This is a genomic window from Mesorhizobium sp. dw_380, from assembly GCF_018588885.1.
Classification (GTDB): Bacteria; Pseudomonadota; Alphaproteobacteria; order Rhizobiales; family Rhizobiaceae; genus Mesorhizobium.
This window is the reverse complement of the sequence record NZ_JAFFIW010000041.1, coordinates 14,219-38,251: the sequence shown is the minus strand read 5'-3', so window position 1 is coordinate 38,251 and position 24,033 is coordinate 14,219. Positions and strand designations below refer to the sequence as shown.

The 24,033-nt window shown below is 60.9% G+C and carries 27 protein-coding genes; 18 read left to right on the top strand and 9 right to left on the bottom strand.

What is annotated here, in order from left to right; genetic code table 11:
• Positions 1-213 precede the first annotated feature (213 nt).
• Genes ehuB through JT360_RS27340 form a run of 5 tightly spaced genes read left to right on the top strand, consistent with a single transcriptional unit; the run spans position 214 to position 4,018 of the window.
• Positions 214-1,083 carry an ectoine/hydroxyectoine ABC transporter substrate-binding protein EhuB gene (ehuB, locus tag JT360_RS27360; RefSeq protein ID WP_214475616.1) on the top strand — a complete coding sequence of 290 codons (870 nt, stop codon included), beginning with the start codon at positions 214-216 and terminating at the stop codon, positions 1,081-1,083.
• A 52-nt stretch (positions 1,084-1,135) separates the two neighbouring features.
• Positions 1,136-1,864, top strand: a complete 729-nt coding sequence (gene ehuC / locus JT360_RS27355) for an ectoine/hydroxyectoine ABC transporter permease subunit EhuC (protein WP_214475614.1) — start codon at positions 1,136-1,138, stop codon at positions 1,862-1,864.
• Positions 1,861-2,520, top strand: coding sequence for an ectoine/hydroxyectoine ABC transporter permease subunit EhuD (gene ehuD, locus JT360_RS27350; protein WP_214475612.1), 660 nt, complete (start codon positions 1,861-1,863; stop codon positions 2,518-2,520). Before ehuC ends, ehuD begins: the two co-directional genes overlap by 4 nt.
• Positions 2,517-3,296 carry an ectoine/hydroxyectoine ABC transporter ATP-binding protein EhuA gene (gene ehuA / locus JT360_RS27345; RefSeq protein WP_284731978.1) on the top strand — a complete coding sequence of 260 codons (780 nt, stop codon included), beginning with the start codon at positions 2,517-2,519 and terminating at the stop codon, positions 3,294-3,296. Before ehuD ends, ehuA begins: the two co-directional genes overlap by 4 nt.
• Complete coding sequence (locus JT360_RS27340) at positions 3,293-4,018, top strand: GntR family transcriptional regulator (protein WP_214475610.1); 726 nt, start codon at positions 3,293-3,295, stop codon at positions 4,016-4,018. Before ehuA ends, JT360_RS27340 begins: the two co-directional genes overlap by 4 nt.
• 12 nt (positions 4,019-4,030) lie before the next feature.
• Here the strand turns inward: JT360_RS27340 and JT360_RS27335 are convergent, their stop codons facing one another.
• Together JT360_RS27335 and JT360_RS27330 are read right to left on the bottom strand one after the other, a co-directional pair.
• Positions 4,031-5,221: an NADH-quinone oxidoreductase subunit D gene (locus JT360_RS27335; RefSeq protein WP_214475608.1), complete on the bottom strand. Its 1,191-nt coding sequence runs from the start codon at positions 5,219-5,221 to the stop codon at positions 4,031-4,033.
• A 64-nt stretch (positions 5,222-5,285) separates the two neighbouring features.
• The gene (locus JT360_RS27330) at positions 5,286-5,798 is read right to left on the bottom strand and encodes a hypothetical protein (protein ID WP_250889111.1); all 513 of its coding nucleotides are present in this window, start codon (positions 5,796-5,798) and stop codon (positions 5,286-5,288) included.
• A gap of 136 nt (positions 5,799-5,934) precedes the next feature.
• Here JT360_RS27330 and JT360_RS27325 point away from each other — a divergent pair, with 136 nt between their 5' ends.
• From JT360_RS27325 to JT360_RS27315, 3 genes are all read left to right on the top strand, one after another.
• Complete coding sequence (locus JT360_RS27325) at positions 5,935-6,162, top strand: hypothetical protein (RefSeq protein ID WP_214475606.1); 228 nt, start codon at positions 5,935-5,937, stop codon at positions 6,160-6,162.
• A 149-nt stretch (positions 6,163-6,311) separates the two neighbouring features.
• Positions 6,312-6,470, top strand: coding sequence for a hypothetical protein (locus JT360_RS27320; RefSeq protein WP_214475604.1), 159 nt, complete (start codon positions 6,312-6,314; stop codon positions 6,468-6,470).
• Positions 6,471-6,695: 225 nt separating this feature from the next.
• A complete protein-coding gene (locus JT360_RS27315; RefSeq protein ID WP_214475602.1) occupies positions 6,696-7,124 on the top strand; it encodes a hypothetical protein in 429 nt (142 codons plus the stop codon).
• 61 nt (positions 7,125-7,185) lie between these two features.
• Here the strand turns inward: JT360_RS27315 and JT360_RS27310 are convergent, their stop codons facing one another.
• From JT360_RS27310 to JT360_RS27295, 4 genes are all read right to left on the bottom strand, one after another.
• Positions 7,186-7,347, bottom strand: a complete 162-nt coding sequence (locus JT360_RS27310) for a hypothetical protein (protein WP_214475601.1) — start codon at positions 7,345-7,347, stop codon at positions 7,186-7,188.
• Between the two features lie 98 nt (positions 7,348-7,445).
• Positions 7,446-7,916, bottom strand: coding sequence for a YbhB/YbcL family Raf kinase inhibitor-like protein (locus JT360_RS27305; RefSeq protein ID WP_214475598.1), 471 nt, complete (start codon positions 7,914-7,916; stop codon positions 7,446-7,448).
• Positions 7,917-7,990: 74 nt separating this feature from the next.
• Positions 7,991-8,161: a hypothetical protein gene (locus JT360_RS27300; RefSeq protein ID WP_214475596.1), complete on the bottom strand. Its 171-nt coding sequence runs from the start codon at positions 8,159-8,161 to the stop codon at positions 7,991-7,993.
• 91 nt (positions 8,162-8,252) lie between these two features.
• A complete protein-coding gene (locus tag JT360_RS27295; RefSeq protein WP_214475594.1) occupies positions 8,253-10,244 on the bottom strand; it encodes a protein-L-isoaspartate(D-aspartate) O-methyltransferase in 1,992 nt (663 codons plus the stop codon).
• Positions 10,245-10,548: 304 nt separating this feature from the next.
• Here JT360_RS27295 and JT360_RS27290 point away from each other — a divergent pair, with 304 nt between their 5' ends.
• The 8 genes from JT360_RS27290 to JT360_RS27255 all read left to right on the top strand — a co-directional run bounded on the left by JT360_RS27290 (position 10,549) and on the right by JT360_RS27255 (position 20,751).
• Positions 10,549-12,957, top strand: a complete 2,409-nt coding sequence (locus JT360_RS27290) for a phosphoketolase family protein (RefSeq protein WP_214475592.1) — start codon at positions 10,549-10,551, stop codon at positions 12,955-12,957.
• Positions 12,954-14,132 (top strand): acetate/propionate family kinase, encoded by a 1,179-nt coding sequence (locus tag JT360_RS27285; protein ID WP_214475591.1) that lies wholly within the window; start codon positions 12,954-12,956, stop codon positions 14,130-14,132. Before JT360_RS27290 ends, JT360_RS27285 begins: the two co-directional genes overlap by 4 nt.
• Positions 14,133-14,246: 114 nt before the next feature.
• Positions 14,247-15,380 (top strand): type III polyketide synthase, encoded by a 1,134-nt coding sequence (locus JT360_RS27280; RefSeq protein WP_352128527.1) that lies wholly within the window; start codon positions 14,247-14,249, stop codon positions 15,378-15,380.
• The gene (locus tag JT360_RS27275) at positions 15,377-16,102 is read left to right on the top strand and encodes a methyltransferase domain-containing protein (RefSeq protein ID WP_214475589.1); all 726 of its coding nucleotides are present in this window, start codon (positions 15,377-15,379) and stop codon (positions 16,100-16,102) included. The genes JT360_RS27280 and JT360_RS27275 overlap by 4 nt, the downstream gene beginning before the upstream one ends.
• Entirely contained in the window at positions 16,099-17,343 is a 1,245-nt protein-coding gene (locus JT360_RS27270; protein ID WP_214475587.1) for an NAD(P)/FAD-dependent oxidoreductase, read from the top strand. The genes JT360_RS27275 and JT360_RS27270 overlap by 4 nt, the downstream gene beginning before the upstream one ends.
• 451 nt (positions 17,344-17,794) lie before the next feature.
• Positions 17,795-18,499: a Crp/Fnr family transcriptional regulator gene (locus tag JT360_RS27265; protein ID WP_250889115.1), complete on the top strand. Its 705-nt coding sequence runs from the start codon at positions 17,795-17,797 to the stop codon at positions 18,497-18,499.
• A 471-nt stretch (positions 18,500-18,970) separates the two neighbouring features.
• Positions 18,971-19,405 carry a DUF2231 domain-containing protein gene (locus JT360_RS27260; RefSeq protein WP_214475585.1) on the top strand — a complete coding sequence of 145 codons (435 nt, stop codon included), beginning with the start codon at positions 18,971-18,973 and terminating at the stop codon, positions 19,403-19,405.
• Positions 19,402-20,751 carry a PQQ-dependent sugar dehydrogenase gene (locus JT360_RS27255; protein WP_214475583.1) on the top strand — a complete coding sequence of 450 codons (1,350 nt, stop codon included), beginning with the start codon at positions 19,402-19,404 and terminating at the stop codon, positions 20,749-20,751. The genes JT360_RS27260 and JT360_RS27255 overlap by 4 nt, the downstream gene beginning before the upstream one ends.
• 214 nt (positions 20,752-20,965) lie before the next feature.
• Here the strand turns inward: JT360_RS27255 and JT360_RS27250 are convergent, their stop codons facing one another.
• Positions 20,966-21,682 (bottom strand): DUF1236 domain-containing protein, encoded by a 717-nt coding sequence (locus tag JT360_RS27250; protein WP_214475581.1) that lies wholly within the window; start codon positions 21,680-21,682, stop codon positions 20,966-20,968.
• Positions 21,683-21,884: 202 nt separating this feature from the next.
• On the opposite strand from JT360_RS27250, the gene JT360_RS27245 reads away from it, so the two are divergent.
• Positions 21,885-22,337 carry a hypothetical protein gene (locus JT360_RS27245; RefSeq protein WP_214475579.1) on the top strand — a complete coding sequence of 151 codons (453 nt, stop codon included), beginning with the start codon at positions 21,885-21,887 and terminating at the stop codon, positions 22,335-22,337.
• A 5-nt stretch (positions 22,338-22,342) separates the two neighbouring features.
• Positions 22,343-22,669 (top strand): DUF6894 family protein, encoded by a 327-nt coding sequence (locus JT360_RS27240; protein ID WP_502845494.1) that lies wholly within the window; start codon positions 22,343-22,345, stop codon positions 22,667-22,669.
• An 8-nt stretch (positions 22,670-22,677) separates the two neighbouring features.
• On the opposite strand, the gene JT360_RS27235 is transcribed toward JT360_RS27240, so the two are convergent.
• Positions 22,678-23,379 (bottom strand): MgtC/SapB family protein, encoded by a 702-nt coding sequence (locus JT360_RS27235; protein WP_214475577.1) that lies wholly within the window; start codon positions 23,377-23,379, stop codon positions 22,678-22,680.
• Between the two features lie 146 nt (positions 23,380-23,525).
• Positions 23,526-23,786, bottom strand: a complete 261-nt coding sequence (locus JT360_RS27230) for a hypothetical protein (protein WP_214475576.1) — start codon at positions 23,784-23,786, stop codon at positions 23,526-23,528.
• Positions 23,787-24,033: the final 247 nt, after the last annotated feature.

Genomic DNA, 24,033 nt, shown 5'->3' with positions numbered 1-24,033 from the left:
GATATGCTGTCGTCCTATTGAGTTGGACAAATTTGTCTAAATTGTGCACAACTTGATGGCAGATCGTCGTGTGTCCAGCGAAATTTCAAAGGTTTTTGCGTCTTAGCTTGCACAATCTCTAGGGCAGTTGTATACGTCTGGTCAAGCGCGTTTCAGCCTCGAAGAAGGTCGCTGCGCTCGGGAACCATCATGGTAGTTCAACGGGAGAAAAGCATGTTCAAATCATCGATATCGCGCCGTATCGTCGTGAAGGCGGCGGCCTGTCTTGCGCTTGCCGCCACGTCACTGACGTCGTTGCCCGCCCATGCGGAGACCACCCTCGAACGGGCCAAGAAGGACGGCTACATCCGCGTCGGCTTCGCCAACGAGGCACCGTTCGGCTTCGCTACGCCCGACGGCAAGCTGACCGGCGAGGCGCCGGAAGTCGCCAAGGCGGTGCTCGCCAAGATGGGCATCCCGCAGGTCGACGGCGTGCTGACCGAATTCGGCTCGCTCATCCCGGGTCTCAAGGCTGGCCGCTTCGACATCATCGCGGCCGGCATGTTCATCAACCCGAAGCGTTGCGCCGAGATCAATTTTTCCGAGCCGTCCTATGGCATTGGCCAGGCCATGCTGGTGGCCAAGGGCAACCCCAAGGGCGTGAAGGACTATTCCAGCATCAAGGACAATCCGGACCTCAAGCTCGCCGTGATGGCCGGCGCTGTCGAAGGCGGCTACGCCAAGGATGCCGGCGTTGCCGCGGGGCAGATCGTCGCCTTGCCCGACCAGTCCAGCCTTGTCGCGGCTGTCCAGTCGGGCCGCGCCGACGCCGCCGCGCTGACCGCCCTTTCGATCGCCGACATGGCCAAGAAGGCCGACGGCGTGGAATCGACCAAACCATTCGGCGAAGTTGCCGGTAAGTCGGTGAAGGGTCATGGCGGCTTCGGCTTCCGCAAGGAAGACACCGATCTGCAGGAGGCGTTCAACGCCGAGCTGAAGAAATTCCTCGGTTCGCCGGAGCATATTGCCCTGGTTGAACCGCTGGGCTTCGGCAAGGACTACCTGCCGAACAAGACCACCGCCGAACTCTGCGCCGGCAAATAGGGTCCCAACTGCTGGGCGGGGCCAAGGCGCCGCCCCTTTTTCGGAGACGCAGATGGGAATCCGCACGCTTGTTGCGATGCTGGCGGCAGCGCTCGCCGTCATCGGCATCCTGGCGACGCAGGCAGGCTACAGCCTGTTCATGCCGGGCCTGCTGCAGGGCGCGATGTTGACGGTCGAGATCGCCGTGCTCGGGGCGCTGCTCGCCCTCGTCATGGGTGTGCTTGCAGCACTTGTCCGGCTTTATGGTCCGGCGCCGCTGAGGTGGCTGGCCACGGTCTATGTCGAGATCTTCCGCGGCACTTCGGCGCTGGTTCAGCTGTTCTGGCTGTTTTTCGTACTGCCGCAATTCGGTGTCTCGCTCGATGCATTCCCGGTGGCGGTCATGGCGCTTGGCCTGAACGTCGGCGCCTACGGATCGGAGGTAGTGCGCGGCGCGATCCTGTCGGTGGCGCGCGGCCAGTGGGAGGGATGCACGGCGTTGAACATGAGCCGTGCCCAGATGTTGCGGCGAGTGATCCTGCCGCAGGCTTTCGTCGCCATGATTCCGCCTTGGGGCAATTTGTTCATCGAGCTTCTCAAATCGACTTCGCTGGTCTCGCTGATCACGCTTTCCGACCTTGCTTTCAAGGCGCAGCAGATGAACCAGAATACGTTCAAGACCATTCCGATCTTCACGCTGGTCCTGCTGATGTATCTCGCGATGTCGCTGGTCCTCACCATCGGCATGCGGCTGCTCGAAAGGCGCGCGTCGGCCGGTCTGGCGCGGGGGAGGGCGGCATGATCTGGGACTGGAACTTCACCCTCGAAATCCTGCCGGTGCTGGCGCATGCGGCAATCGTCTCCGTCGAGGCGACGCTGATCGGCTTCGTGCTTGCCGCCACTCTCGGCCTGGTGCTGGCGGTCGTTCGGATCGCGGTGCCATGGACCGGCTGGACGATTTCGGTGCTGGTCGAGCTGATCCGGTCGACACCGCTGCTCATCCAGATATTCTTCATCTACTTCGTTTTCCCGAAATTCGGCCTGGTGCTCGACGCCTTCACCGCCGGGGTGCTTGCCATTGGCATCCACTACGCCGCCTATTGCTCCGAGGTCTATCGCGCCGGTTTCGACAACATCCATCGCGGCCAGTGGGAAGCCTCGATCGCGCTCAATCTGTCGGCCTGGACGACGTTTCGTGACATTATCATTCCGCAAGCCATTCCACCGATCGTTCCGGCGCTGGGCAACTACCTGGTCGCCTTGTTCAAGGAGACGCCATTGCTTTCCGCGATCGCCGTGATGGAGCTGATGCAGGCAGCCAAGATCATCGGCTCCGAGACATTCCGCTACACCGAGCCGATCACATTGGTCGGCCTGTTCTTCCTCGCCATGAGCCTGGTTTCAGCCGTGCTCATTCGCGCTCTCGAACGCTTGCTCAACCGGAGGACCATGCGATGACGGAACAACCGATGGTCCGCTTCGAGAACGTTTCGAAACGTTATGGTGCGCTGACCGTTCTCGATGGGCTCGATCTCGAAATCGCACGCGGCGAAAAGGTCTCCGTCATCGGTCCATCCGGCTCCGGCAAGACGACGGTGCTGCGCATGCTGATGACACTGGAGACAATCAATGACGGCGTCATCTGGGTCGAAGGCGAGCCGCTGACCCACATGAAGAGGAACGGCAAACTTGTGCCTGCCGACCTTGCCCATATTCGCCGCATCAGGGCGAAGATCGGCATGGTGTTCCAATCCTTCAACCTCTTCCCGCACATGACGGCGATGGCCAACTGCATCGAGGCGCCGATGACGGTGCTCGGCATGAAGCGGGCGGACGCGCAAGCGCGGGCGGCCGAGCTTCTCGACATGGTGGGACTGTCTCAGAAGAAGGACCATTATCCGTCGCAGCTTTCCGGTGGCCAGCAGCAGCGTGTCGCCATCGCCAGGGCGCTGGCGATGCGGCCCAAGATCATGCTGTTCGACGAGGTTACGTCAGCGCTCGACCCGGAGCTTGTCGGCGAAGTGCTGCAGGTGATAAGGCAGATCGGTCGCGAGCACGATCTGACGATGCTGATGGTCACCCATCAGATGGGCTTCGCCAAGGAGTTTTCCGATCGCGTCTGCTTCTTCTACCAAGGCAAGATCTGCGAGCAGGGGCCGCCAAGCGAACTGTTCGGAGCGCCGAAGAACGAACGAACACGGCAGTTCCTGCATGCTGTCCTGGAGGCTGGATGACGCTTGAGACAGATGCCGCGTCCATGACCGCAGCCGACCCGCAGCCGCGGCCGCTTTCGGCGCGCGAGCGGTTCGAGCGTATCTATCGGATCTTGCGCGACCGCATCTGCCTGCTCGATTATGCACCGGGAAGCCATCTCTCCGAGGAAGAGCTGGCCCAGGAATTCGAGATCAGCCGGACACCGGTTCGACGTGTGCTGGCGCGCCTCGAATCCGAGGGTCTCGTTCAATCCGTCCACGGCGTCGGCACGATCGTCACGGATGTCGATATCGAGGAATTGCAGCAGGTCTACCATCTGAGGCTGGAATTGGCTCTCCTCGTCGGCAAGCTTTCGCCGATCCCGCGCACGGCGGAGGATCTCGATCGGATTCGAGCGCTCATCAAGCGCTGCGATTCCGATATCCTCAACCCCGATCAGCGCGCCTTCCTTCGTCTCAATATGGATTTCTTCTACGAACTCACCGCGATGACCGGCAACCAGCCACTGCGCGAGATCAGCGAGCGCCTGTATTTCCAGGTCGCGCGGGTCGTCCTGAAAATGATGCCGCAGCTCGGCCTGGTCGAAGAATTCACCGCCTTCCGCCGCGAAATGGAGGAAGTCCTTGCCGCCGCCGAGATCGGCGACTGGGAATCGATCGGCCACATAAGGCGCGCCCATATCTCGATGAGCTTTCGCCGCATGATGCGCCACGCGGGCGAAGTCACTGATTTCGACGCGTGATCCGCGCACCGGTCAGCGATCGATCTCCCCGAACACGATATCCAGTGATCCGATGATTGCTGCAACATCGGCGATCATGTGTCCGCGGGACAGGAAATCCATTGCCTGCAGATGCGCAAAGGAAGGCGCGCGGATCTTGCATCGGTAGGGAATGTTGCTGCCGTTCGAAACCAGGTAGACGCCGAACTCCCCCTTCGGAGCCTCGACCGCGGCGTAGACTTCTCCGGCCGGCACACGATGCCCTTCGGAATAAAGTTTGAAATGCTGGATGGTCGCTTCCATCGACCGTTTCATCGTGGCGCGCCGCGGCGGCGTGATCTTCCGGTTCGGGATCGCCACCGGTCCCTGGCCTTCCGGTGACCGCAACTTATCCAGGCATTGCTTCATGATCCGCACCGATTGGCGCATTTCCTCCATGCGAACCAGGTAACGATCGTAGCAATCTCCATTCTTGCCCACCGGAATGTCGAAATCCATCTCGGGATAGCATTCGTATGGCTGCGCCTTGCGCAGGTCCCAGGAGGCGCCCGATCCGCGCACCATCACGCCGGAGAAGCCCCAAGCCCAGGCATCGTCAAGACCGATCACGCCGATGTCGACGTTGCGTTGCTTGAAGATGCGGTTGTCTGTGAGCAGCACTTCGAGATTATCGCAGACCTTGAGGAACGGGTCACAGAAATCCCAGATGTCGTCGAGAAGCTGCGGAGGCAGATCCTGATGCACGCCGCCGATCCTGAAATAATTCGCGTGCATGCGGGCGCCCGAGGCGCGCTCGTAAAACACCATCAGCTTCTCGCGTTCGGCAAAACCCCAGAGCGGCGGTGTCAGCGCGCCGATATCCATGGCCTGCGTCGTGACATTGAGGAGATGCGACAAAAGCCGGCCGATCTCGCAAAACAGGACGCGGATGAGCTGCCCGCGCTTGGGCACCGATATTTCGAGCAATTTCTCGGCGGCAAGGCAGAAGGCATGCTCCTGGTTCATCGGCGCGACATAGTCGAGCCGGTCGAAATAGGGCAGGGCCTGCAGGTAGTTCTTGTACTCGATCAGTTTCTCGGTACCGCGATGGAGCAGCCCGATATGCGGATCGGCGCGGTCGACGATCTCGCCGTCCAGTTCCAGCACAAGTCTGAGGACGCCGTGGGCCGACGGATGCTGCGGTCCGAAATTGATGGTGAAGTTGCGAACGGCGGCTTCGACCATGACGGTTCTCCGCGAATTGCGTTTCGTCGGTTTATGGCGTGATCCGTATGGTTCGGCGCGCCGCTCACGTTGTCGTCTGGATGATCAATGTCAGAGTGCCATCGCCGTCGATGTTCGCAGCGACGACCTGCGAGGAGTTCAGCCCGTTCGCCCTTAAAGCCGATGTTGCCTGAGGCGAAGCATCGATGGAGTTCTGCAGGCGAAGCAAATCTTCGGCGCTGGTCTGATTGATCACGGCATCCGCCTGCGCCTTGATTTCCGCAGGCAGATCCTCGACCGCGATAACCGCAACACCGGTGAAATTCAGACCAGGAGACGCCTGATCAGGCAGCGTCTCGTCCGGTTGAGCTTCACCCGCCGGTGGCGTCATCTGGGGGAGCTGTGGGCCGATGGCTTGCCCGTAGATGGGCTGGGTGATGACAGCCCCGGAAAGTGCGACAACTATGGTCAACATCCGCATGGTCGTTCCTTGCATCCTGTTGAAGGACGTTTCGAAGAAACCCTTATGCTGAGCGATGGTTCCGTAGGTTCGGTCAAAGCGGACGATTTCGCCCCAGCCGACTTTCGAGACGCCCAAACCAAGGCCCGAGCGACGTCACATAGCTGTCGTCTCCTCACCGGCTGAGTAGTTTTGTACGGAATCGGACCATCAATTGATCTGCATCTTCGACGAGATCACAATGACGCAGAGGATGACCATGGGGAGGGACCGCATGAGCATCGCCAGATGGGCAATAAGACCTGTCGGTACCGCTAGGGAGTTTCTGGCATCGGAGCTTCAAAGCGCGCGATACGGCGATATCGTTTCGGTCAAAGCGGCTGTAGAGGCCGCTCGCAGGGACGCACCTTATTTGCAGGATACAGACGACGAATTGATGAAGAAGATCATCGAGCTGGCAAGGGAACTGGGACTGGCCGTGCTCTTTGACATTCGCGATTGATCGCCTGATGCATGTCGCCCAAAAGTGATCTCGGTTTTGGGAGAACGATGCGCATAGACATTGGCTCTTGGCCGAAAATGCGCCATCTTTGGAAGATGGAACGCCGGTTAGACGACAAACTCGATTGCAAGGCTTGCGGGACCACCCAGATGGACATTCCCGACAACGCCGAGGAGTCGACGCCAATTCATTGCAGCAATTGCGGTGCCTTTCTCGGCGAATGGGGCGAACTGCAGGATAATTTCTATCGCCAGGCTCGCGGCGCCGACGCGTTCGACCTGCGCAACGGAAACATTATCAAAAAATAGGGCTCGATGGATGCTGCCTGCGGATGCTGGGCCGCCCCTGCAGACCGCGCGCATTCCACCGCTCGGGCGTTGAAGGCACCCGCAAAAACGCCCGCCTGTTCATGATTTCGCTGGCCGAATCCAGCCGTGCCAAATTCACCCGGCTTCCCGCTCTTGTCGAAGCATCGCCGCGCGATAATTCCTTTGTAGGCGTGGGTGACTTCGCCGTCTCAACAGGAGCTGGCCATGAAACATCAAACACTCGACCAACTGCAAGCCGTCGCCGAGATCGAATCCTCGGCTGCATATTCGGCAATGACACGAAATCAGCGCCTCGAACGTTGGGCTGAACTGCTCGAGCGCAATCCCGAGCGCTGCCTTGGCGCGTTTACAGGCACAGAACATGTGTACCCTGAAGCACGTGCAACGATGCGTGGCGAGGGGTCGGCGATTTCGGTTGCCTTCGAAGACCCGCTGCTGCGCGCGTCGGGTTTGAAAGACGACACCTATGGTGAGGCAAAGCGCTTCTTCGAGCTCAACGACTGGCAACTGCACGATATTGTCTGCGATTGCCACGTCGGCTCAACCATGAAGGCGCGCTGGGCCGCCACCCGGGTCCGCTCAACGATCAGCGGCAGGTTCTTTACCTGGTTGAAGCAAACGATAATGCGCTGACCGTAAAGGGGGATCGTCGTCGCCTGGCTACAGCGGCATACGGTCCCCTATCTACCCGCGATCAACCTTTGTCCCGGTGATATAGCCGGTCGGTCGCCCGGTCGCTTTCCCTGCGTTCGGCTGGCCCGCGGCGGCGGCGTGTCGCGACGACATAGGCCAACAATATCACCAGCAGCAATGGCCCCCCGGCAACCACGACCAACCACATGACGCTTTCAAACATGGCACGTCTCCTTTCCCAGACAACCGGCAAGGAGAAGAACCGTTCCGCCCGTGGCAACACGGGTGAGGCGATGGGATTCGTTTGACCGGCACTCCAATTTATCGATTGCGTTCGTATGTCCCGACGAGTTCTGCTTGCTCAAGCGCGTGTTTTTGAGCCTCCCGCCAGATCCGCTCGACGCCCGTGCTCGCCGGGACAGCAAGGTTCGGCGTGTCGAGCGCGGCCAGCCGGAAATGGTAGTGATGGACGCCGTGCCCGACTGGCGGTTCAGGGCCGTCATAATAGGCGTTGCCGAAATCATTCGTCGCCTGCCTGAGGGCGTGTGGACCCGGTTTGCTGCTTTCCGCCTCGGGAAGCTCGCGGGTATCCGGGGAGATATTGAATACCGCCCAATGACCGAACGTTCCACTCGGCGCATCAGGATCCTGGACGACCAGGACAAGGCTCCTCGCACCGTCCGGCACCCCCGACCATTTCAGCGGCGGTGACACGTTCCTGCCGTCCCTGGTGTATTTTTGAGGAATCTCACCACCTTCAGCAAAGGCGGCACTGCTGAGCGTGAGGGGCATGGTTCACTCCTTCGGAGAACAATGGATCGTATGACGCATGGCGATGGTGCTGGTCTCCCGGTGCATTCGGCACGCTATTTGTTGGTCCGCATCTTCTGTCTCGGATTGATCCCGCCGGTGTTCTCGCCTTCCAGGTCAACTTCGTCACCTTCCTTGATCATTCCCTTCGAAGTGCCGATTCCTGGATTGTTCGCCAGGTCGGCATCGGTCGGTTTTTTCCACTTTGGATGCTTGGTTCCGGTCATGGGACAACTCCCTTCAACGACGATATCTGGTCGCAAAACCGAATGACGCGGAATTGTTCCGGCCCACTTGCCTCCTCGTATGACCGGACCGTCAGAGCCCGAACGGATATGTATCGGGAACTCCGGCTCTTGCATGCTGCGGGCCGAGTGGCGTCACCGCGCTGGTTTTGTCGAACCAGACGAAGGCGTCGAATTGCTGGGGCAGGGAAGCGTCGGCATAGTGGCTGCGCAGTTCGGTTTCCGGCCGGTAAATCACGCCGATGAAGCGTTCCAGCCGGCGTTCCAGCAGCCGTTCGCGCAGCGCCTCGTCGCGGCCGAGGTCAAGCAGAAAGCGCGGGACGCGGCACTCATGACAAAGCCACTCATAGCTGTCGCCACGAGAGGCGAGCACCTGCTTTACCTCCATCTCCCCGTCCCATTCAGTGGCCGCGGCCACGGTGCCGGAATGCGTTCCCATGCCGATCAGCGCCGCCTGGTTGCCAAACCGTTCCCGACAGAGCTGGCCGATATTCAGTTCGTCCCTGACGACACCCATCTCGGTGTAGCGGGCGTCTCCGATATGCGAATTGTGCGCCCACACGATGGCCTTGGAGTTCGGGCCACCGGCATCCAGCAGATGTTCCAGTGTCTCGAACATGTGGCTGTCGCGCAGGTTCCAGGACTCGGCGCCGCCATAGTACATGATCCGGTAATAACGCTCGGCGGCTGCAATCAGCCGGGCATTCTGGCTGGCGTCGAGAAAATCGGCGCCATCCGATTGGGCATATTCGAGATGTTTGGCAAGCAGGTCACGGCACTGCTGAAGAACCGCCTGCTCGCATTTCCGATAACCGGCGGTAAGTACGGCGCGCCCATAGGTGGATGGCTCGTTTTGCCAGGGCGTCAGGCAGCCATAGCGCTCGCGCGCAATCTTTGCCGAGCGCGGGTCGACCCGGTCGAGATAGTCGAGAACCGCGGCGATGGAGCCGCTCATATTGTAGATATCGAGACCGTAGAATCCCGCTTGCCTGGGCGGTTGGAGCTTCTCGTTGTGGTTGCGCATCCAGTCGGTAAAGGCCGCGACATCGGTGTTGCGCCACATCCAGACCGGAAATCGCTGGAATGGCGCGGTGGCGCCAGCCAGCCGCTTCCGGTGCCGGACGTAGCGGTCGATCGCCGCGGCATCGGGCCAATCCGCCTCGACCGCGACGATGGTGAAACCGTGCCGCTCGACAAGCCTGCGGGTGATCGCCGCTCGCGCCTTGTAGAATTCCGACGTGCCATGACTTGCCTCGCCAAGCAGGACGACGCGCCGGTCGGCGAAGCGATCGAACGACTCGCCGAAGGCCTGATCGTCGAAATCCGGAAGCGGTTCAGCCGCCATCGCGATCATGTCGGGCAGGCTGACCGGCTGCGGATGTCGGAGCGGCCGATCGAGCTCGGCGGGCTTGCCGCCTTCCGGCCAGCCCTGTTCACCGATGAGCGGGACGAACCGGACGCCGCCGAAATCCTCTTCACTGTAGGTCGAAGCGCCTGTGCGCGTCACCTTGAGCAGACGTTGCGAATCCAGATCGTCGCCGACCGGAATGACAAGGATGCCGCCGACATCAAGCTGTTCCTGAAGGGCCAGCGGCGCGCCCGGTGCGCTGGCCGCCACCACGATGGCATCGAATGGTGCTGCCTCCGGCCAGCCATTGGTGCCGTCGCCCGTGCGGACCTCGATGTTATCATAGCCGAGTTTTTCGAACCGCTGTTTCGCCGTTTCGGCCAAACCGGGGTGACGCTCGATCGTGTAGACCTGTTCGACGATCCGGCTCATCACGGCGGCCGCATAGCCCGAACCCGTGCCAACTTCGAGCACGTGGTCACCGGCCTTGGCTTCCGCCATCTCGATCATGAGTGCGACGATGTAAGGTTGGGATATCGTCTGCCCGTCCGCGATCGGCAGCGGTCCGTCTTCATAAGCGAACTCTTCGAAGCCTGGCGCCACGAAAGCCTCGCGCGGGACTTCGCGCATGGCCTGCAGAACCTCGCGATTTCGGATACCACGCCGGGCGACGTGGATTTTGACCATTCGATCGCGGGCACGAGAAAGATCGAGCATTTTCAGCTCCCTTTGGCGGCCGCCCGTCCGCAAACCTTCGAGTGGATATTTCGATGACATCCGGTCCTCTGGGCCAACTATCCTGAAAGCACTTCCGGGTAGCCATTCCTAACCGTCTGTGGGCCCCAAAGTTCCCGTTATTGTGCTGGGCAGGCCCGCAAGCCCGATTGGACACGCGTCAAGCTTGACCATGCGCCGCCGACTTCGGCTGGAATGTGATGGTCAATTGGACTTGCACGGGCGCCAAGCCGCTCCAGTTATGGCCAACGACGGATTCCGGAGAACCGATACTGGAGGTTGGGCCATGAACGACAAGGCTGCCGCGACTCCGCAGGCGATCGGCCTCGAGCGGATCAATCTCATGCACCGCTACTGGCGCGCCGCGAACTACATCTCGGTAGGCCAGATCTATCTGCTCGACAATCCGCTGCTGCGCGAACCGCTGAAGGCCGAACACGTCAAGCCGCGGCTGCTTGGCCATTGGGGCACGACGCCAGGCCTGAATTTTCTTTACCTGCATCTGAACCGCGTTATCCGCGAACGCGACCTCGATGTCCTGTTCATCTGCGGTCCAGGCCATGGCGGTCCGGCTATGGTCGCCAATGCCTGGCTCGAGGGCACTTACAGCGAAATCTATCCCGATATCGGGCAGGGCGAAGACGGTCTGAGGAAACTGTTCAGGCAGTTTTCCTTCCCCGGTGGCATACCAAGCCACGCCGCCCCCGAGACGCCCGGCTCCATCCATGAGGGCGGAGAACTCGGATATGCTTTGGTCCATGCTTTCGGTGCGGCCTTCGACAATCCGGATCTGGTGGTTGCCTGCGTCGTCGGCGACGGCGAGGCGGAGACCGGTCCGCTCGCGGCGGCATGGCATTCCAACAAGTTCCTGGACCCGGCGTCGGACGGCGCCGTCCTGCCGATCCTGCATCTCAACGGCTACAAGATCGCCAATCCGACGATCCTTGGTCGCATGGATGACCAGGAGTTGCGGAGCCTTTTCGCCGGCTATGGCTACGAACCGTTCTTCGTCGAAGGCCACGAGCCGCGTGCCATGCACCAATTGATGGCCGCGACGCTCGACACGGTGCTCGATCGAATTCGTTCCATTCAAGAGCAGGCCCGGAGCCCGGAATGGCCGGGCGAGCGTCCGCTATGGCCGATGATCGTGCTGCGCAGCCCCAAGGGCTGGACCGGGCCGAAGGAGGTGGACGGCAAGAAGGTCGAGGGTTTCTGGCGCGCGCACCAGGTTCCGGTATCGAACGCCCGCGGCAATGACGAGCACCGCAAGATCCTTGAGACCTGGATGCGAAGCTACCAGCCGGAAGATCTGTTCGACAAAAACGGACACCTTCTGCCCGAACTCGCGGCGCTGGCTCCGACTGGATCAAAGCGCATGGGCGCGAGCCCCTACTCGAATGGCGGGCTGCTGAAGCGCGACCTTGTGCTTCCGGACTGGAAAAGCCTGGCGCTGGAAGTGCCCCGGCCGGGAGGGGTCATTGCCGAAGCGACGCGGATTTGCGGAAGCTATCTTCGCGAGGTGTTCCGCCTCAATGCCGAGGCGCGGAATTTCCGCCTGATGGGACCAGACGAGACATCGTCCAACCGCCTCGACGACGTGTTCGAGGTCACGGATCGCGCCTGGATGGAGGGCATCGAGCCCTACGACGTCCATCTTTCCCGCGACGGCCGCGTCATGGAAGTGCTGAGCGAGCATCTCTGCCAGGGCTGGCTCGAAGGCTATCTGCTCACCGGCCGCCATGGTCTGTTTTCATGCTATGAGGCCTTCATCCACATCGTCGATTCGATGGTCAATCAGCATGCCAAATGGCTGAAGACCTCCGGCGAGCTTGCCTGGCGCAAGCCGATCGCCTCGCTCAATTACCTCTTGACGTCTCATGTCTGGCGGCAGGACCACAATGGCTTCAGTCACCAGGATCCAGGATTTGCCGATCTGGTCGCCAACAAGAAGGCCGATACGGTCAGGCTCTATTTCCCGCCGGATGCCAACACCTTGCTGTGGATTACCGACCATTGCCTGAGGACCTACAATCGCATCAATGTCATCACCGCCGGCAAGCAGCCGGCGCCGCAATGGCTGTCCGTCGAGGAAGCCGAAGCCCATTGCAGAGCGGGCGCGGGGATCTGGGAATGGGCCGGCACGGTTTCGAAGGGCGAGGAACCAGAGGTGGTCATGGCCTGCGCCGGCGACGTGCCGACGCTGGAAACATTGGCTGCGACGGACATTCTGCGCTCCGCCATCCCCGACCTGAAAATCCGGGTTGTCAATGTCGTCGACCTGATGACGTTGCAGTCGAACTCCGAGCATCCGCACGGCCTCGGCGACCAGGCCTTCGACGCACTGTTCACGAAAACACGGCCGGTCATCTTCGCCTATCACGGCTATCCCTATCTCATCCATCGCCTGACCTATCGCCGCGCCAACCATGACAACATGCATGTGCATGGCTTCCGCGAGGAGGGCACCACGACGACACCGTTCGACATGGTGGTGCTCAACGAACTCGATCGCTACCACCTCGTGCTTGCCGCCATCGAACGCGTGCCGGGATTGGCCGAAAGGGCCGAAGGTCTTGCCGGCGAACTCCGTGACCGGCTGGCGAAGCACAAGGCCTATGTCCGCGAGTACGGCGAAGATATGCCCGAGATCCAGAAATGGAGCTGGCCCGCGAGTGCGGCAGGAGTTCGCCAATGACGCGCCAGTCGATCCTGGCGCTGAATGCCGGTTCGTCCAGCATCAAGTTCGCGCTTTACGATCTTGCCTCGTCCCAGGAGCTGCAGCTCGTTTCACGCGGCACGCTGGATCTGGGCGACAGATCCACGCTCCGCGCAAAAGCCGCCGACGGAACGGTGCAGTGCGATCGGCGGCTCGCCGCTGACAAGCCGCAGGACGCAGCCATTGGCGAGATGCTGAATTGGGTGCGGCACGAACTTGGTGGAAGAGAACTGATCTGTGCCGGCCATCGCATCGTGCATGGCGGAAGCGAGTTCATCGAGCCCGTCCGCCTGACCCCGGAGATCATCGAGGCCATGGACAGGCTGACGCCGCTCGCTCCGTTGCACCAGCCTCGCAGTCTTGCGCCGGTCCGCGCGATAGCCGCCTTGCAACCTGACCTGCCACAGATCGGATGTTTCGACACTGCTTTCCACCAGACGATCGAGCCGATCGTGCGGCGCTTCGCCCTTCCGCGCAAATATGAAGGGGAAGGCTTGCGCCGCTACGGGTTTCACGGTCTCTCCTACGAATATATCGCCGGACGGCTTGGCGAGATGTCGCCAACTCTGGCGGTGAAACGGACCATCATCGCCCATCTCGGCAATGGCGCCAGTCTTTGCGCCCTGCGCGAGGGCAAAAGCGTCGATACGACGATGGGTTTTTCGGCCCTGGATGGCCTGGTCATGGGTACGCGTTGCGGCGCCATCGATCCTGGCGTGCTGTTGTATTTGCTGCTGGAAAGAGGCATCGCGGCGGACAGATTGCAGACGATGCTCTACGAGCAATCCGGCCTGCTCGGCATATCCGGTATTTCGGGCGACATGCGGACGCTGGAAGCAAGCAACGACCCCCGCGCCCGCGAGGCGATGGAGCTTTTCGCGTTCCGCGCGGCGAGGGAGGCAGCGGCGCTTGCAAACACGATGGGTGGTCTCGAATGCCTCGTGTTCACCGCCGGCATCGGCGAGCGGTCATCGTCCGTCCGCAAGGCTATATGCGAAAAACTTGCCTGGCTTGGCGTGGCGATCGACGGGCCGGCCAATGACGCCCACGCGCAAACCATCAGTCGGCCGGAGAGCAAGGTGGAAATCCGTGTGGTTGCAACCGACGAGGAAAAAATTATTGCCCGCCATAGCCGCGTGGTGATGCAAGTCTAGAGGATCTGCGAGCTGCTTGGAGCGGACAAGCTTTAATCCCGATTGCCCGGGACGAAACTCGTTTTCGGAAGCGTTTATGAAACAGGCAACGCTCAGCGCTGGCGCCCAACATTGGTGCCCGTTGAGCAAAGACCTTCGGCAGCAGCGCGACACCGCGCGCGACGCCCAAGGAGACCGGAAATGTCTGCTGACGCCTATATCAACCGGATCGCGACAGTGGTTCCGGAACATGAGGTTCATCAATTCTATCTGCGGTTCGCGGCTTCCATGCTTGCTGCCAATCGCAGGAGGATCTTTGAACGCATGGCCGGTCTTGCCGGCATCGAAAGCCGTTATTCCTGCTTTGCGCCCGCCCTCAACCCCGAAGGCGCGTATGTCGACCGTGCCGGAACCTTTGTCCGCGGCGCATTCCCCGGAACGGCCGCGAGAATGGCGATGTTTTGCGAAGCCGCTCCTGTGCTGGCACAAAAAGGCGTCGACGGATTGCAGCTTGGCAACGAAGCGTCGCGCATCACCCATCTCATCGTCACCACCTGCACTGGGTTTTCCGCGCCAGGCATCGACTTGGATCTGGTTCGGAGCTGCGGCCTGTCGGACAGGGTCGAGCGCACGGTGATTGGCTTCATGGGCTGCTACGCCGCGGTCAACGCCCTCAAGCTGGCTCGCCACATCATTCGCTCCGATCCACAATCGAGAGTCCTGCTGGTCAATATCGAACTCTGCACCTTGCATCTCATGGAAACCACCGAGCTGGAAAAGCTGTTGTCCTTCTGCCTCTGGGGGGACGGCTGCGCGGCTGCACTCGTCACCGCCGAGCCGTCCGGCATCAAGCTCGACAGCTTCCATTGCGCGGTCGCGGACGAGCGGCGAGACCTGATGAGGTGGGACATTCGCGATCATGGCTTCGACATGGTTCTTTCTGGCCAGGTCCCCGCGGCGATCCACCACGCGTTGCTCAGTAACCAGGACGCCTTCCTCGGCGGTCGGCCAGCCGAAGCGATCGATCTCTGGGCCGTGCACCCCGGCGGCCGCTCGGTTCTTGACGCCGTCGAAAAGGCGCTGAAACTCGCGCCTGCCGCGCTCAAGCCGTCGCGCGAGGTGCTGCGCCGATACGGAAACATGTCGTCGGCCACCGTGATGTTCGCGATGCAACAGATGCTGAAGGCGCCGCCCGGCCTGCTCGGTTGCGGCATGTCGTTCGGACCCGGACTGACGGCCGAAACCATGCTCTTTCGAACAGTATCATGAGCGAACTGCATCAACGTCGCCTTGTCCCGGAAATCCTTGACGGATTGGCGGTCGACGATCCGCGGGCGCTCGCCTCGCGCCGAGATCTCCGCCGCGTCAACGTGCTGATGTTCCAGGCGCGGATCATGGCGTCATTGCTGCGGAAATTCGTGCCGAAGCCGCCACGACGCATTCTGGAGATAGGCGCGGGCGACGGCACCTTCATGCTGGCAGTGGCGCGGCGCATCGCCAGGCATTGGCCCGAGGTCGAGCTGACGATGCTCGATCGCGTCGGCCTCCTCACAGCTGAACTTGCCGCCGATTTCGACAGGCTCGGGTGGACCGTCGAAGGCATCACGGCAGACGTGTTCGACTGGGCGGAAGGCGCTGGGGGCAGGGGGTTCGATGCAATCACCGTCAATCTGTTCCTGCATCACTTCGACGACGCCAGGCTGGTGCGTCTGTTTTCTCTGCTGGCGCCGAAGGCTCCGCTGCTCCTCGCGACGGAACCGCTGAGATCGATGCCGGCGCTGGCCGCCGCCCATCTTCTGCCGGCGATCGGCGTCAATGACGTGACACGACATGATGCGGCCCAAAGCGTGCGTGCCGGTTTTCGCGCCAGCGAGCTGTCCGGTCTCTGGCTCGCGGCCGGTTGCAAGCCGCTCGAGGAACGACGCGCCGGTGTTTTTTCCCATGTCTTCGTCGGCGCCAGCGACAATGCCGGTTTCGAGGTGAACCCGTGAGCAGCCTATCGACCCATGATGCGATCGTCATCGGTGCTGGCCCGGCGGGCACTTCCGCCGCACTGACACTGGCTCGGCATGGATGGTCCGTGGCGATCGTGGAAAAGAGCACGTTCCCGCGTCGCAAGGTCTGTGGCGAATACATCTCGGCAAGCAATCTCGCCCTTCTCGACCGACTGGAGATCGGCGATGCCTGGCGCGTCAATGCTGGCCCGGAAATCCGCCGCGTCGGCTTCTTTTCCAACGAGACCTGCGTCGAGGCGCCGATGCCGGACGCAAAATATGGTCCTCCTGCAAAAGACGGCTTCGGTCGGGCGCTGGGCCGTGACGTTCTCGACACTCTCCTCTTGCAGGCGGCGCGATCGGCGGGCGCCGAAATCTTCCAGCCTTGCCGGGCCGTTGCCATCTATCGGGATGGGGACATGCATAGGGTGCGCATTCAGGCGAGGGGCGAGAATTCGGGCGACGAGACGACGATCTTGCGGGCGCCGGTGATTGTCGCCGCGCACGGTTCCTGGGAACCTGGACCGCTGCCAAGCCAGCTCGAAAAGACCAGCCGTCCGTCGGACCTGCTCGGCTTCAAGGCGCACTTCACCGGCTCGACACTCGCGCCCGATCTGATGCCTCTGCTGGCGTTTCCCGGCGGCTATGGCGGCATGGTCTTGGCCGATCATGGCCGGCTGTCGATCTCGTGCTGTATAAGGCGCGACATGCTCGCGCGACTGCGCAGGAACCATGGCTCCGGACATGATGGCATCGAAAGCCCTCTGTCGGCCGCTGACGCGGTCTTCCAGCATCTCATGGCTTCTTGCCGGGGCGTGAGCGATGCTCTGGATGGAGCCCGCCTCGACCGGCGGTGGCTTGCAGCCGGCCCGATCCGTCCCGGCATCCGCGCCTGTTATGAAAAGGATATCTTCCGCGTCGGCAATGCCGCCGGGGAGTCTCATCCGATCATCGCCGAAGGCATCTCGATGGCGCTTCAGGCCGGTTGGCTGCTAGCCAGGGAACTTGCTGGCGCGCCAAGCGGCCCGGCAGGACGCGAAGCTGTCGGCAGACGCTATCAAGCGGCTTGGCGAGGATTGTTTTGGACGCGGGTCTACGCAGCTGCAGCCATCGCCCGCATGGTCCTTGGCCCCGGCGGCCCCGCATTGATAGCGGCGGCTGTCCGGAATTTCCCACAAGCCCTGACACTTGGCGCGCATATGAGCGGCAAGACGAGGCCGGTTCCCGGTCTTATGTGACCGGCGCCACAGCGCCCGCGGAAGCCGTCACTCGTCCAACAACGACTTCCCGCAAAGGTGTACGAAATCGTACGAAAGAAAATCGCCGGAAGCACAATCCGGACGCCGGCTTTTGGAAGCGACCCGCCGCACTTCCGCGGCGCCGCGGAACAGCAAATACGCGAGATAATACCGCTGGTCGGTTCGATCGCGCGCCTGTCCTACGGAAAGCTCGTCTGCTGGCCAAAGATGGATAGGCCACGAAGCTTTTCGAATTTTCCACAGCGGTAATTGTCGGTTTCATACCAACGCGCTGGCCCGCCTAGTGCTGCGCGAGCCACAGTCTATGGTTCGGCACCGTCCGCTCGTTCGACGGGCGCGGCCGGCTAAGAGATCCCAGTGCTCTTGCCCAAGGGGAGAGAGTCTCGTGGATCACCAGATCCTGCAAGCCAAGAGCGAATTGCTGCGCCGGATGAGCGTGGATGATTTCGAGCGGCTGAAACCATATCTCGAGAGCGTTTTCCTGGAGTTGCGCGCGCCGTTGGAGACCGCAGGTCAAAAGATCGAAGCCGTCTATTTTCTTGAAAGCGGACTGGCATCGGTTGTGGCGAGGACTTCGGCAAAGACCGAGGCTGAAGTCGGAATCATCGGCTTCGAAGGAATGACCGGCTCTGCCTTGGTCATGGGGGACGACCAGGCGACCTTGGATTGCTATGTGCAGTCGACGAGCGAGGCAGTGCGGGTAGCCGCCGCCCCATTCGTCGAGGCCTTGGAGGACAGTCCTACCCTGCGGCCATTTTTGTTGCGCTATGTGCAGTATTTCCATGTTCAGACGAGCTACACGGCAACGATCAACGCGCGGCAAAGCCTGGAAGTCCGCCTGGCCAGATGGCTTCTGATGTGCAGCGACCGCACCGTCGGCGACAGGCTTTTGATAACCCACGAATTTCTTTCCATCATGCTCGGTGTCAGGCGCCCCGGTGTCACCGTGGGCCTCCAGATGATCGAGAGCTATGGCTATATCCGTGCCCGTCGTGGAGAAGTCACGATCCGCGATCGCAATGGCCTGCTGAAGTTGGCGCAAGAGACTTACGGGCCTCCCGAAGCCCAATATCGCCGGCTGGTCGGAGATCTGGGTTCAAAGCACCCGGCAAGGCAGGAACGACCTCTCGCCTGAGCATCGAAGGAAGGGCCGGGCGCATCTCTCGAGATTGACTCGAAGCCATTGCGAGCGGCCGACGCGATGATGCCGGTGAGACATCATTGCCTAAGCCCGCGTCGGCCACGGCGGCAGATTTGGGGTTGTGCCGCGTTGCTGGTTTAGGGTTCCGCAAATGGCCTGCAATGAACCGTCGAGCTTTGGTAAAAACCGTACATAGCCGAGGATCGCATAGCGCGGCAGAGACTTGGTCGATGCGACAATGTCCACCAGTTCTGGCAAACCGGCGTGTCGTCGGTTTTGCCCGCGCTGCGCCTATGATTGGCGCCAGCTCGTCAAGGCGCAGCCGCTCGCGATTTTCGGGATCTTGAGGTCGGTCGACGGCATTTTTCACGCCATCACGAGTCCTTGAGCGCAAACTGTGCCTTGGAACCTAACAACTTCAAGTTGGTTGGGCTGGTTTAGTTCTGAACAAGGCGGAGTGTGCTGATGGTCAGTTCCCGATCCATGACGGTGGCCACCAGGCGCCCGATGTACCGGACACCTATGGCAGTCGCCAATGCCTGTTTCATCGGCACGTTGCTGACCGATCTGACCTACTGGCGAACCGCGGAAATGATGTGGGCCGACTTTTCTGCCTGGCTGCTGTTCGCCGGCCTGGTGGTAGGCGTGCTTGCGGTGATCGCAGCGCTCTTTGATCTCTTCTCCAGGCGAATGTCTGGTGCGCGCAGGTGGCCCTACCTCTTCGGCAGCCTTGTCGTGCTCGTCATATCCTTCTTCAACGCGCTGGTGCACAGCCGCGATGCCTGGACTTCGGTGGTGCCTACAGGGCTCATCCTTTCCGCCGCGGCCGTTATCGTCATCCTCCTCACAGGCCCGCTGGGGTGGAGCGCCAGCCGCACTCGAGTGGAGGTGGTCGAATGATTGCCCTGCAATTTTCCATCAGACCTGTCCGGCGTGCGGGAGTTCTCGGCCTGTTGTGCGTATCGCTGCTGGCGTTGCCGGCATGCAGTGGTGAAGACCCGGATCCAAGTGGCCAGGTCGGGCCGAATCCGACATTGCCTGAACCGACGCAATACCTGGTTCCGCCGATGCATGTCGCTTCGGTTATCGGCTGGAAGCAGGACGAGAAGCCGACGGTCGCCAAAGGATTGCAGATCCAGGCCTTTGCCAAGGGCTTGAAGCATCCGCGCTCGCTTTACACCCTGCCGAATGGCGACGTTCTGGTGGTCGAGTCCGTGGCCCCGCCCGGTGCTGCGATCAAGCGTCCGAAAGACCTGATCATGGGCTGGATCGAGTCCATGGCGACCTCAGGCGGCGGCACCGAAGGCAGCAACCGCATCACACTGCTGCGCGACACCAACGGCGATGGCGTGCCCGACCTCCAGGAGGTGTTCCTCGATCATCTCAATTCGCCCTTCGGCGTGGCTCTGGTCGGCAACGATCTCTATGTCGCCAATACCGACGCCATAGTGCGTTATCCCTACACCACTGGCGACACCAAGATCACCGCTCCGGGTACCATTCTGACGCAGCTGCCCGACGGCCCGATCGATCACCACTGGACCAAGTCTCTCGTCGCCAGCCCAGATGGATTGTTGCTCTATGTCGGTGTCGGTTCCAACAGCAACATCACCGAGAACGGCATCCAGGCGGAAAAGGGCCGGGCCGCCATCTGGGAGGTCGACAGGGCCACCGGCCGCGCTCGCATTTTCGCAAGCGGCCTGCGCAATCCCAATGGGTTGAGCTGGGAGCCGCGGAGCGGAGCGCTGTGGGCGGTCATCAACGAGCGTGACGAGCTCGGTCCCAATCTCGTTCCCGATTACATGACGTCAGTCAAGGACGGCGCATTCTATGGCTGGCCGTACAGTTATTATGGCCAGCACGTCGATCCGCGCGTGATGCCGCAACGGCCGGACCTGGTCGCCAAGGCGATCCCCCCAGACTATGCCTTGAGCTCGCATGTCGCGCCCTTGGGCCTGGCGTTTTCCGCCGGAACCAAGCTGCCGGACCCTTATCGAGACGGCGCCTTTGTCGGTGAGCATGGCAGTTGGAACCGAAAGCAGTTCAACGGCTACAAGGTCGTCTTTGTTGCATTCAAGGACGGTCATCCGGATGGCAAGCCGCAGGATGTCGTCACCGGTTTCCTTAGCAATGACAACAAGGCGCGCGGACGGCCCGTGGGGCTGGCCGTCGACAAGTCCGGCGCGCTGCTGATTGCCGACGATGTCGGAAACACAGTCTGGCGTGTGACGTCCGCAAGCCAGTAGATGTGTGTAAGTGCGTCTCCGGCTGCTGCGGATGCAGCTGCTCAGGAGCCGGCATGCTTGCCTCATAACTAGAAAAACGCGAAGCGGGTGCTCCCGGTTGGCGGGTGTCGTTCCCAGATGACAGCGGCCTCTCCGGCGGCTCTGAATCCATAGCTGCCAGTGATCAGCCCGCCCTGTCATTCGACAGGGCGGACCATCAGCCTGGTCGGACATGCTAGGTCAGAATCAGCACGATCTTGAGCGTGTCCGGATCAACGATGACGATCCGACCGTCGGCAAGCACGAAATACTCATAGCTTTCGTAAGCCGGGACGATCTTGACGATGCGGGCCGGCAAGCGATGCAGCCTGATCTTGTGCCGCGGAATTTCGACGCCGACATTGATGTCGAAATCAACATTGGCTACGGGCTGGACCTTCGTCTCCTTGATCACCTGGGTGATTTGAGTTTTCTGCTCAACCGTCACATTGTTGATGGAACCGGTCGAAGTCGTATCCTGTGTAGAGGCCTTGCCCTGAGCCTGCTGATCGGTCTGGACCTTGGTGTTGCCCTGGGCCTGCTGGTTGGTAGTGGTGCCAGCCTTGCCCTGAGCCTGCTGGTTGGTCTGGACCTTGGTCTTGTCCTGGGCCTGCTGGTCGGTAGTGGCGCCAGCCTTGCCCTGAGCTTGCTGATCGGTCCGCATCTTGGTCTTGCCCTGGGCCTGCTGCTCGGTGGTGGCGCCAGCCTTGCCCTGGGCCCGCTGACCGGTCTGCATCTTGGTCTTGCCCTGAGCCTGCTCGCCCATCTTCGAACCGGTCTTGCAGTTGGCCTGTCCGGTAGCGCAATTGGTGTCCGCGCCTGACTGGCTTTCGGTCGATTGCTGTGTCTGGGCCATTGCCGTTCCGCAGCCGAGCCCGATCGCCAGCATGCTGGTGATGAGAACATGTTTCATGGGGGATCTCCCTGAGAAAAGTTCGTCCCTTCGATGAGTAGAACTGCAACCAAAAAATTTTGTTCCGAGATCGGACGCGTGAGTGTCCAAGAACGGGCAATTCGAGATCACATGACCGCCGATGGATCGGCCCCGAATGGCAGTTCAAGCGACCTTCACTACCGCGTCGATCGCCCTAGTGTTTCGTTAAGAGGAGATAGCTGTGGCGATCTATGCTTTGAGGGTGGTCAGCTTCGTTTTTGCCGCGCTAGCCTTTGTGCCGGCCGGTGCACACTTCTTTACGATGTTCAACAAGATGAAACTCGACGGACCAAGCTATCTTGCCGCGCAACGCGCCTATGACGGCTGGAGCCTGTTCGGCATCGTGGTGCTGGGGGCACTCCTCTCTACGGCCGCCCTGGCAATCCTGCTCTATCGCTCAAGTGCATCTTTCGGCCTGGTTGTTGTCGCCTTCCTCAGTATCGGAGCCACGCAGTTTGCCTTCTGGACGCTCATTTATCCGATCAACCAGGCAACCCGGAACTGGACAATCCTGCCCGAAAACTGGGAGTTGCTCCGGCGCCAATGGGAGTATTCGCATGCGATCGCCGCCGGGCTCAATGCCTTGGCGTTGTTGGTGCTTTTCATATCCGCCCTGCGCGCAGCCAGGCGCTAAGCGGCTTGTCTTCACAGGCACGGCCGTTCGAGCGGGCAGGAACCGGCGACGCCGCAAACTATTTAACACGCCAGAGGTTTCCAGCGTGGCCTGAAATGAAGCGATACTATTTCGATCTTCAAAATGGTGACGGCTCGGTGTCCGATGATCACGGGCAGCTGTTCGAATCCCGGGAACAAGCCAGGGCGGAAGCAATTCGCATTCTGCAGGATGTCGCCCAAGACGAAATGCCGGATCGCGATCTCGTCACCATAAGCGTCAAAGTGCGCAACGAGACCGGTGCGCAGGTGTTTGAGGCATCGCTTATCCTGACCTCCGGGTGGAGCGCGTGATGTCGTCGTCAATGCATGGGCTCGCGCACCAGACGGAATTTCGTGACCTCGCAGTGCTGGTCCAGCAGCGACAGCAAATCCGTCGGCGGACCGCCACGTTCCGGCCGCGTCCAGGCAATTTCAAACGAGAATACAGGTCCGTCGCGATCGGGACGATGCTCGAGGCCAACCAACCATGCCCTGTAGCCGAGCGGCTTGACGATTTGGCCGAGATCCTGCGGTTTTTCATGCCTCCAGGCGATGTCCAGCTCAGCGTGATGGTCGCGTTGAATACGCACGTCGATCCATTTCAGGACGAGAAGCGTCAACAACGTGAGCAAGGTCCCGGCCATTCCCAATCCATATTGACCACCGCCGAATGCCAGGCCGATCGCCGTCATCACCCACAAGGTGGCGGCCGTGGTGACCCCGCTGACGAGGTTGCCGCGGCGAAGGATGGCGCCGGCGCCGATGAAGCCAACCCCCGTCAGCACGCCAAGCGGAAAACGCAACACATCCATGACGGCAAATGAATCGGGAGTCTTCCCGCTAGCACTCAGCAATATGTTTGCCTGTACCATCGTGAGGGCCGCTGCCAGTCCGACCAGGATGGTCGTCCTGAAACCCGCCGAATGACCGCGTGCCTCGCGATTCAGTCCTATGAGCGCACCGGCGATGACAGTTAAGATCAGCCGCGCCGCGATATCTTGCCAGTCTGGATTTAGAGGCATTGCAAGGCCTGAACAGGAAAGCCGGCTATCGTGCAAATGCAATTCTCATGCGCGCGTTAGGTTCCCTGCGCCATGTTCAGCGTAGCCGCACAGCCGGGGACCCGGTATGCATCCGAACAAACAGCTAAAGCGCACCGCTACGTGGTTTAGGTGTGCTGGCGGCGCACTGGGATTTGCACGACATTCTCCGATCCAGGCAGATCAAAGGCCATGGTCAGTTGGCGTACCGAGGCCATCTCCACGATCAGTTCTTCGATCGAACGATCCGGCAGACCGGTCTTCACCTTCTGCCTTACCCTGGCTGCGAGGTCATGAACCCGCACCGGCACGAAAAGCGGGCTGTCGTCCAGCAGCTTGCTGATTTCGATCACGACATCAGCGTCAATGTCTTTCGGCAATTCCCGCATGGGTACCACCTTACTCTCGAGCCATCATGTCTTCGATCGACGAGTGATCAAGCATTGCGCACCAGGCGACGGGACGGGAGAGGAGAATGCCGGGCACGGATCGATAGCCGAATACATAAATCTGCCGGCGTCAGCATGTCACGAAGAAACGTCGGTACGAAAACAACCAAGCGGGTCATTCCACGCAATCCATATGCGCTTGCTCGAAATCGCGGCTCCCGCGGCGGTTCCCGAAGGAACAAAAAAT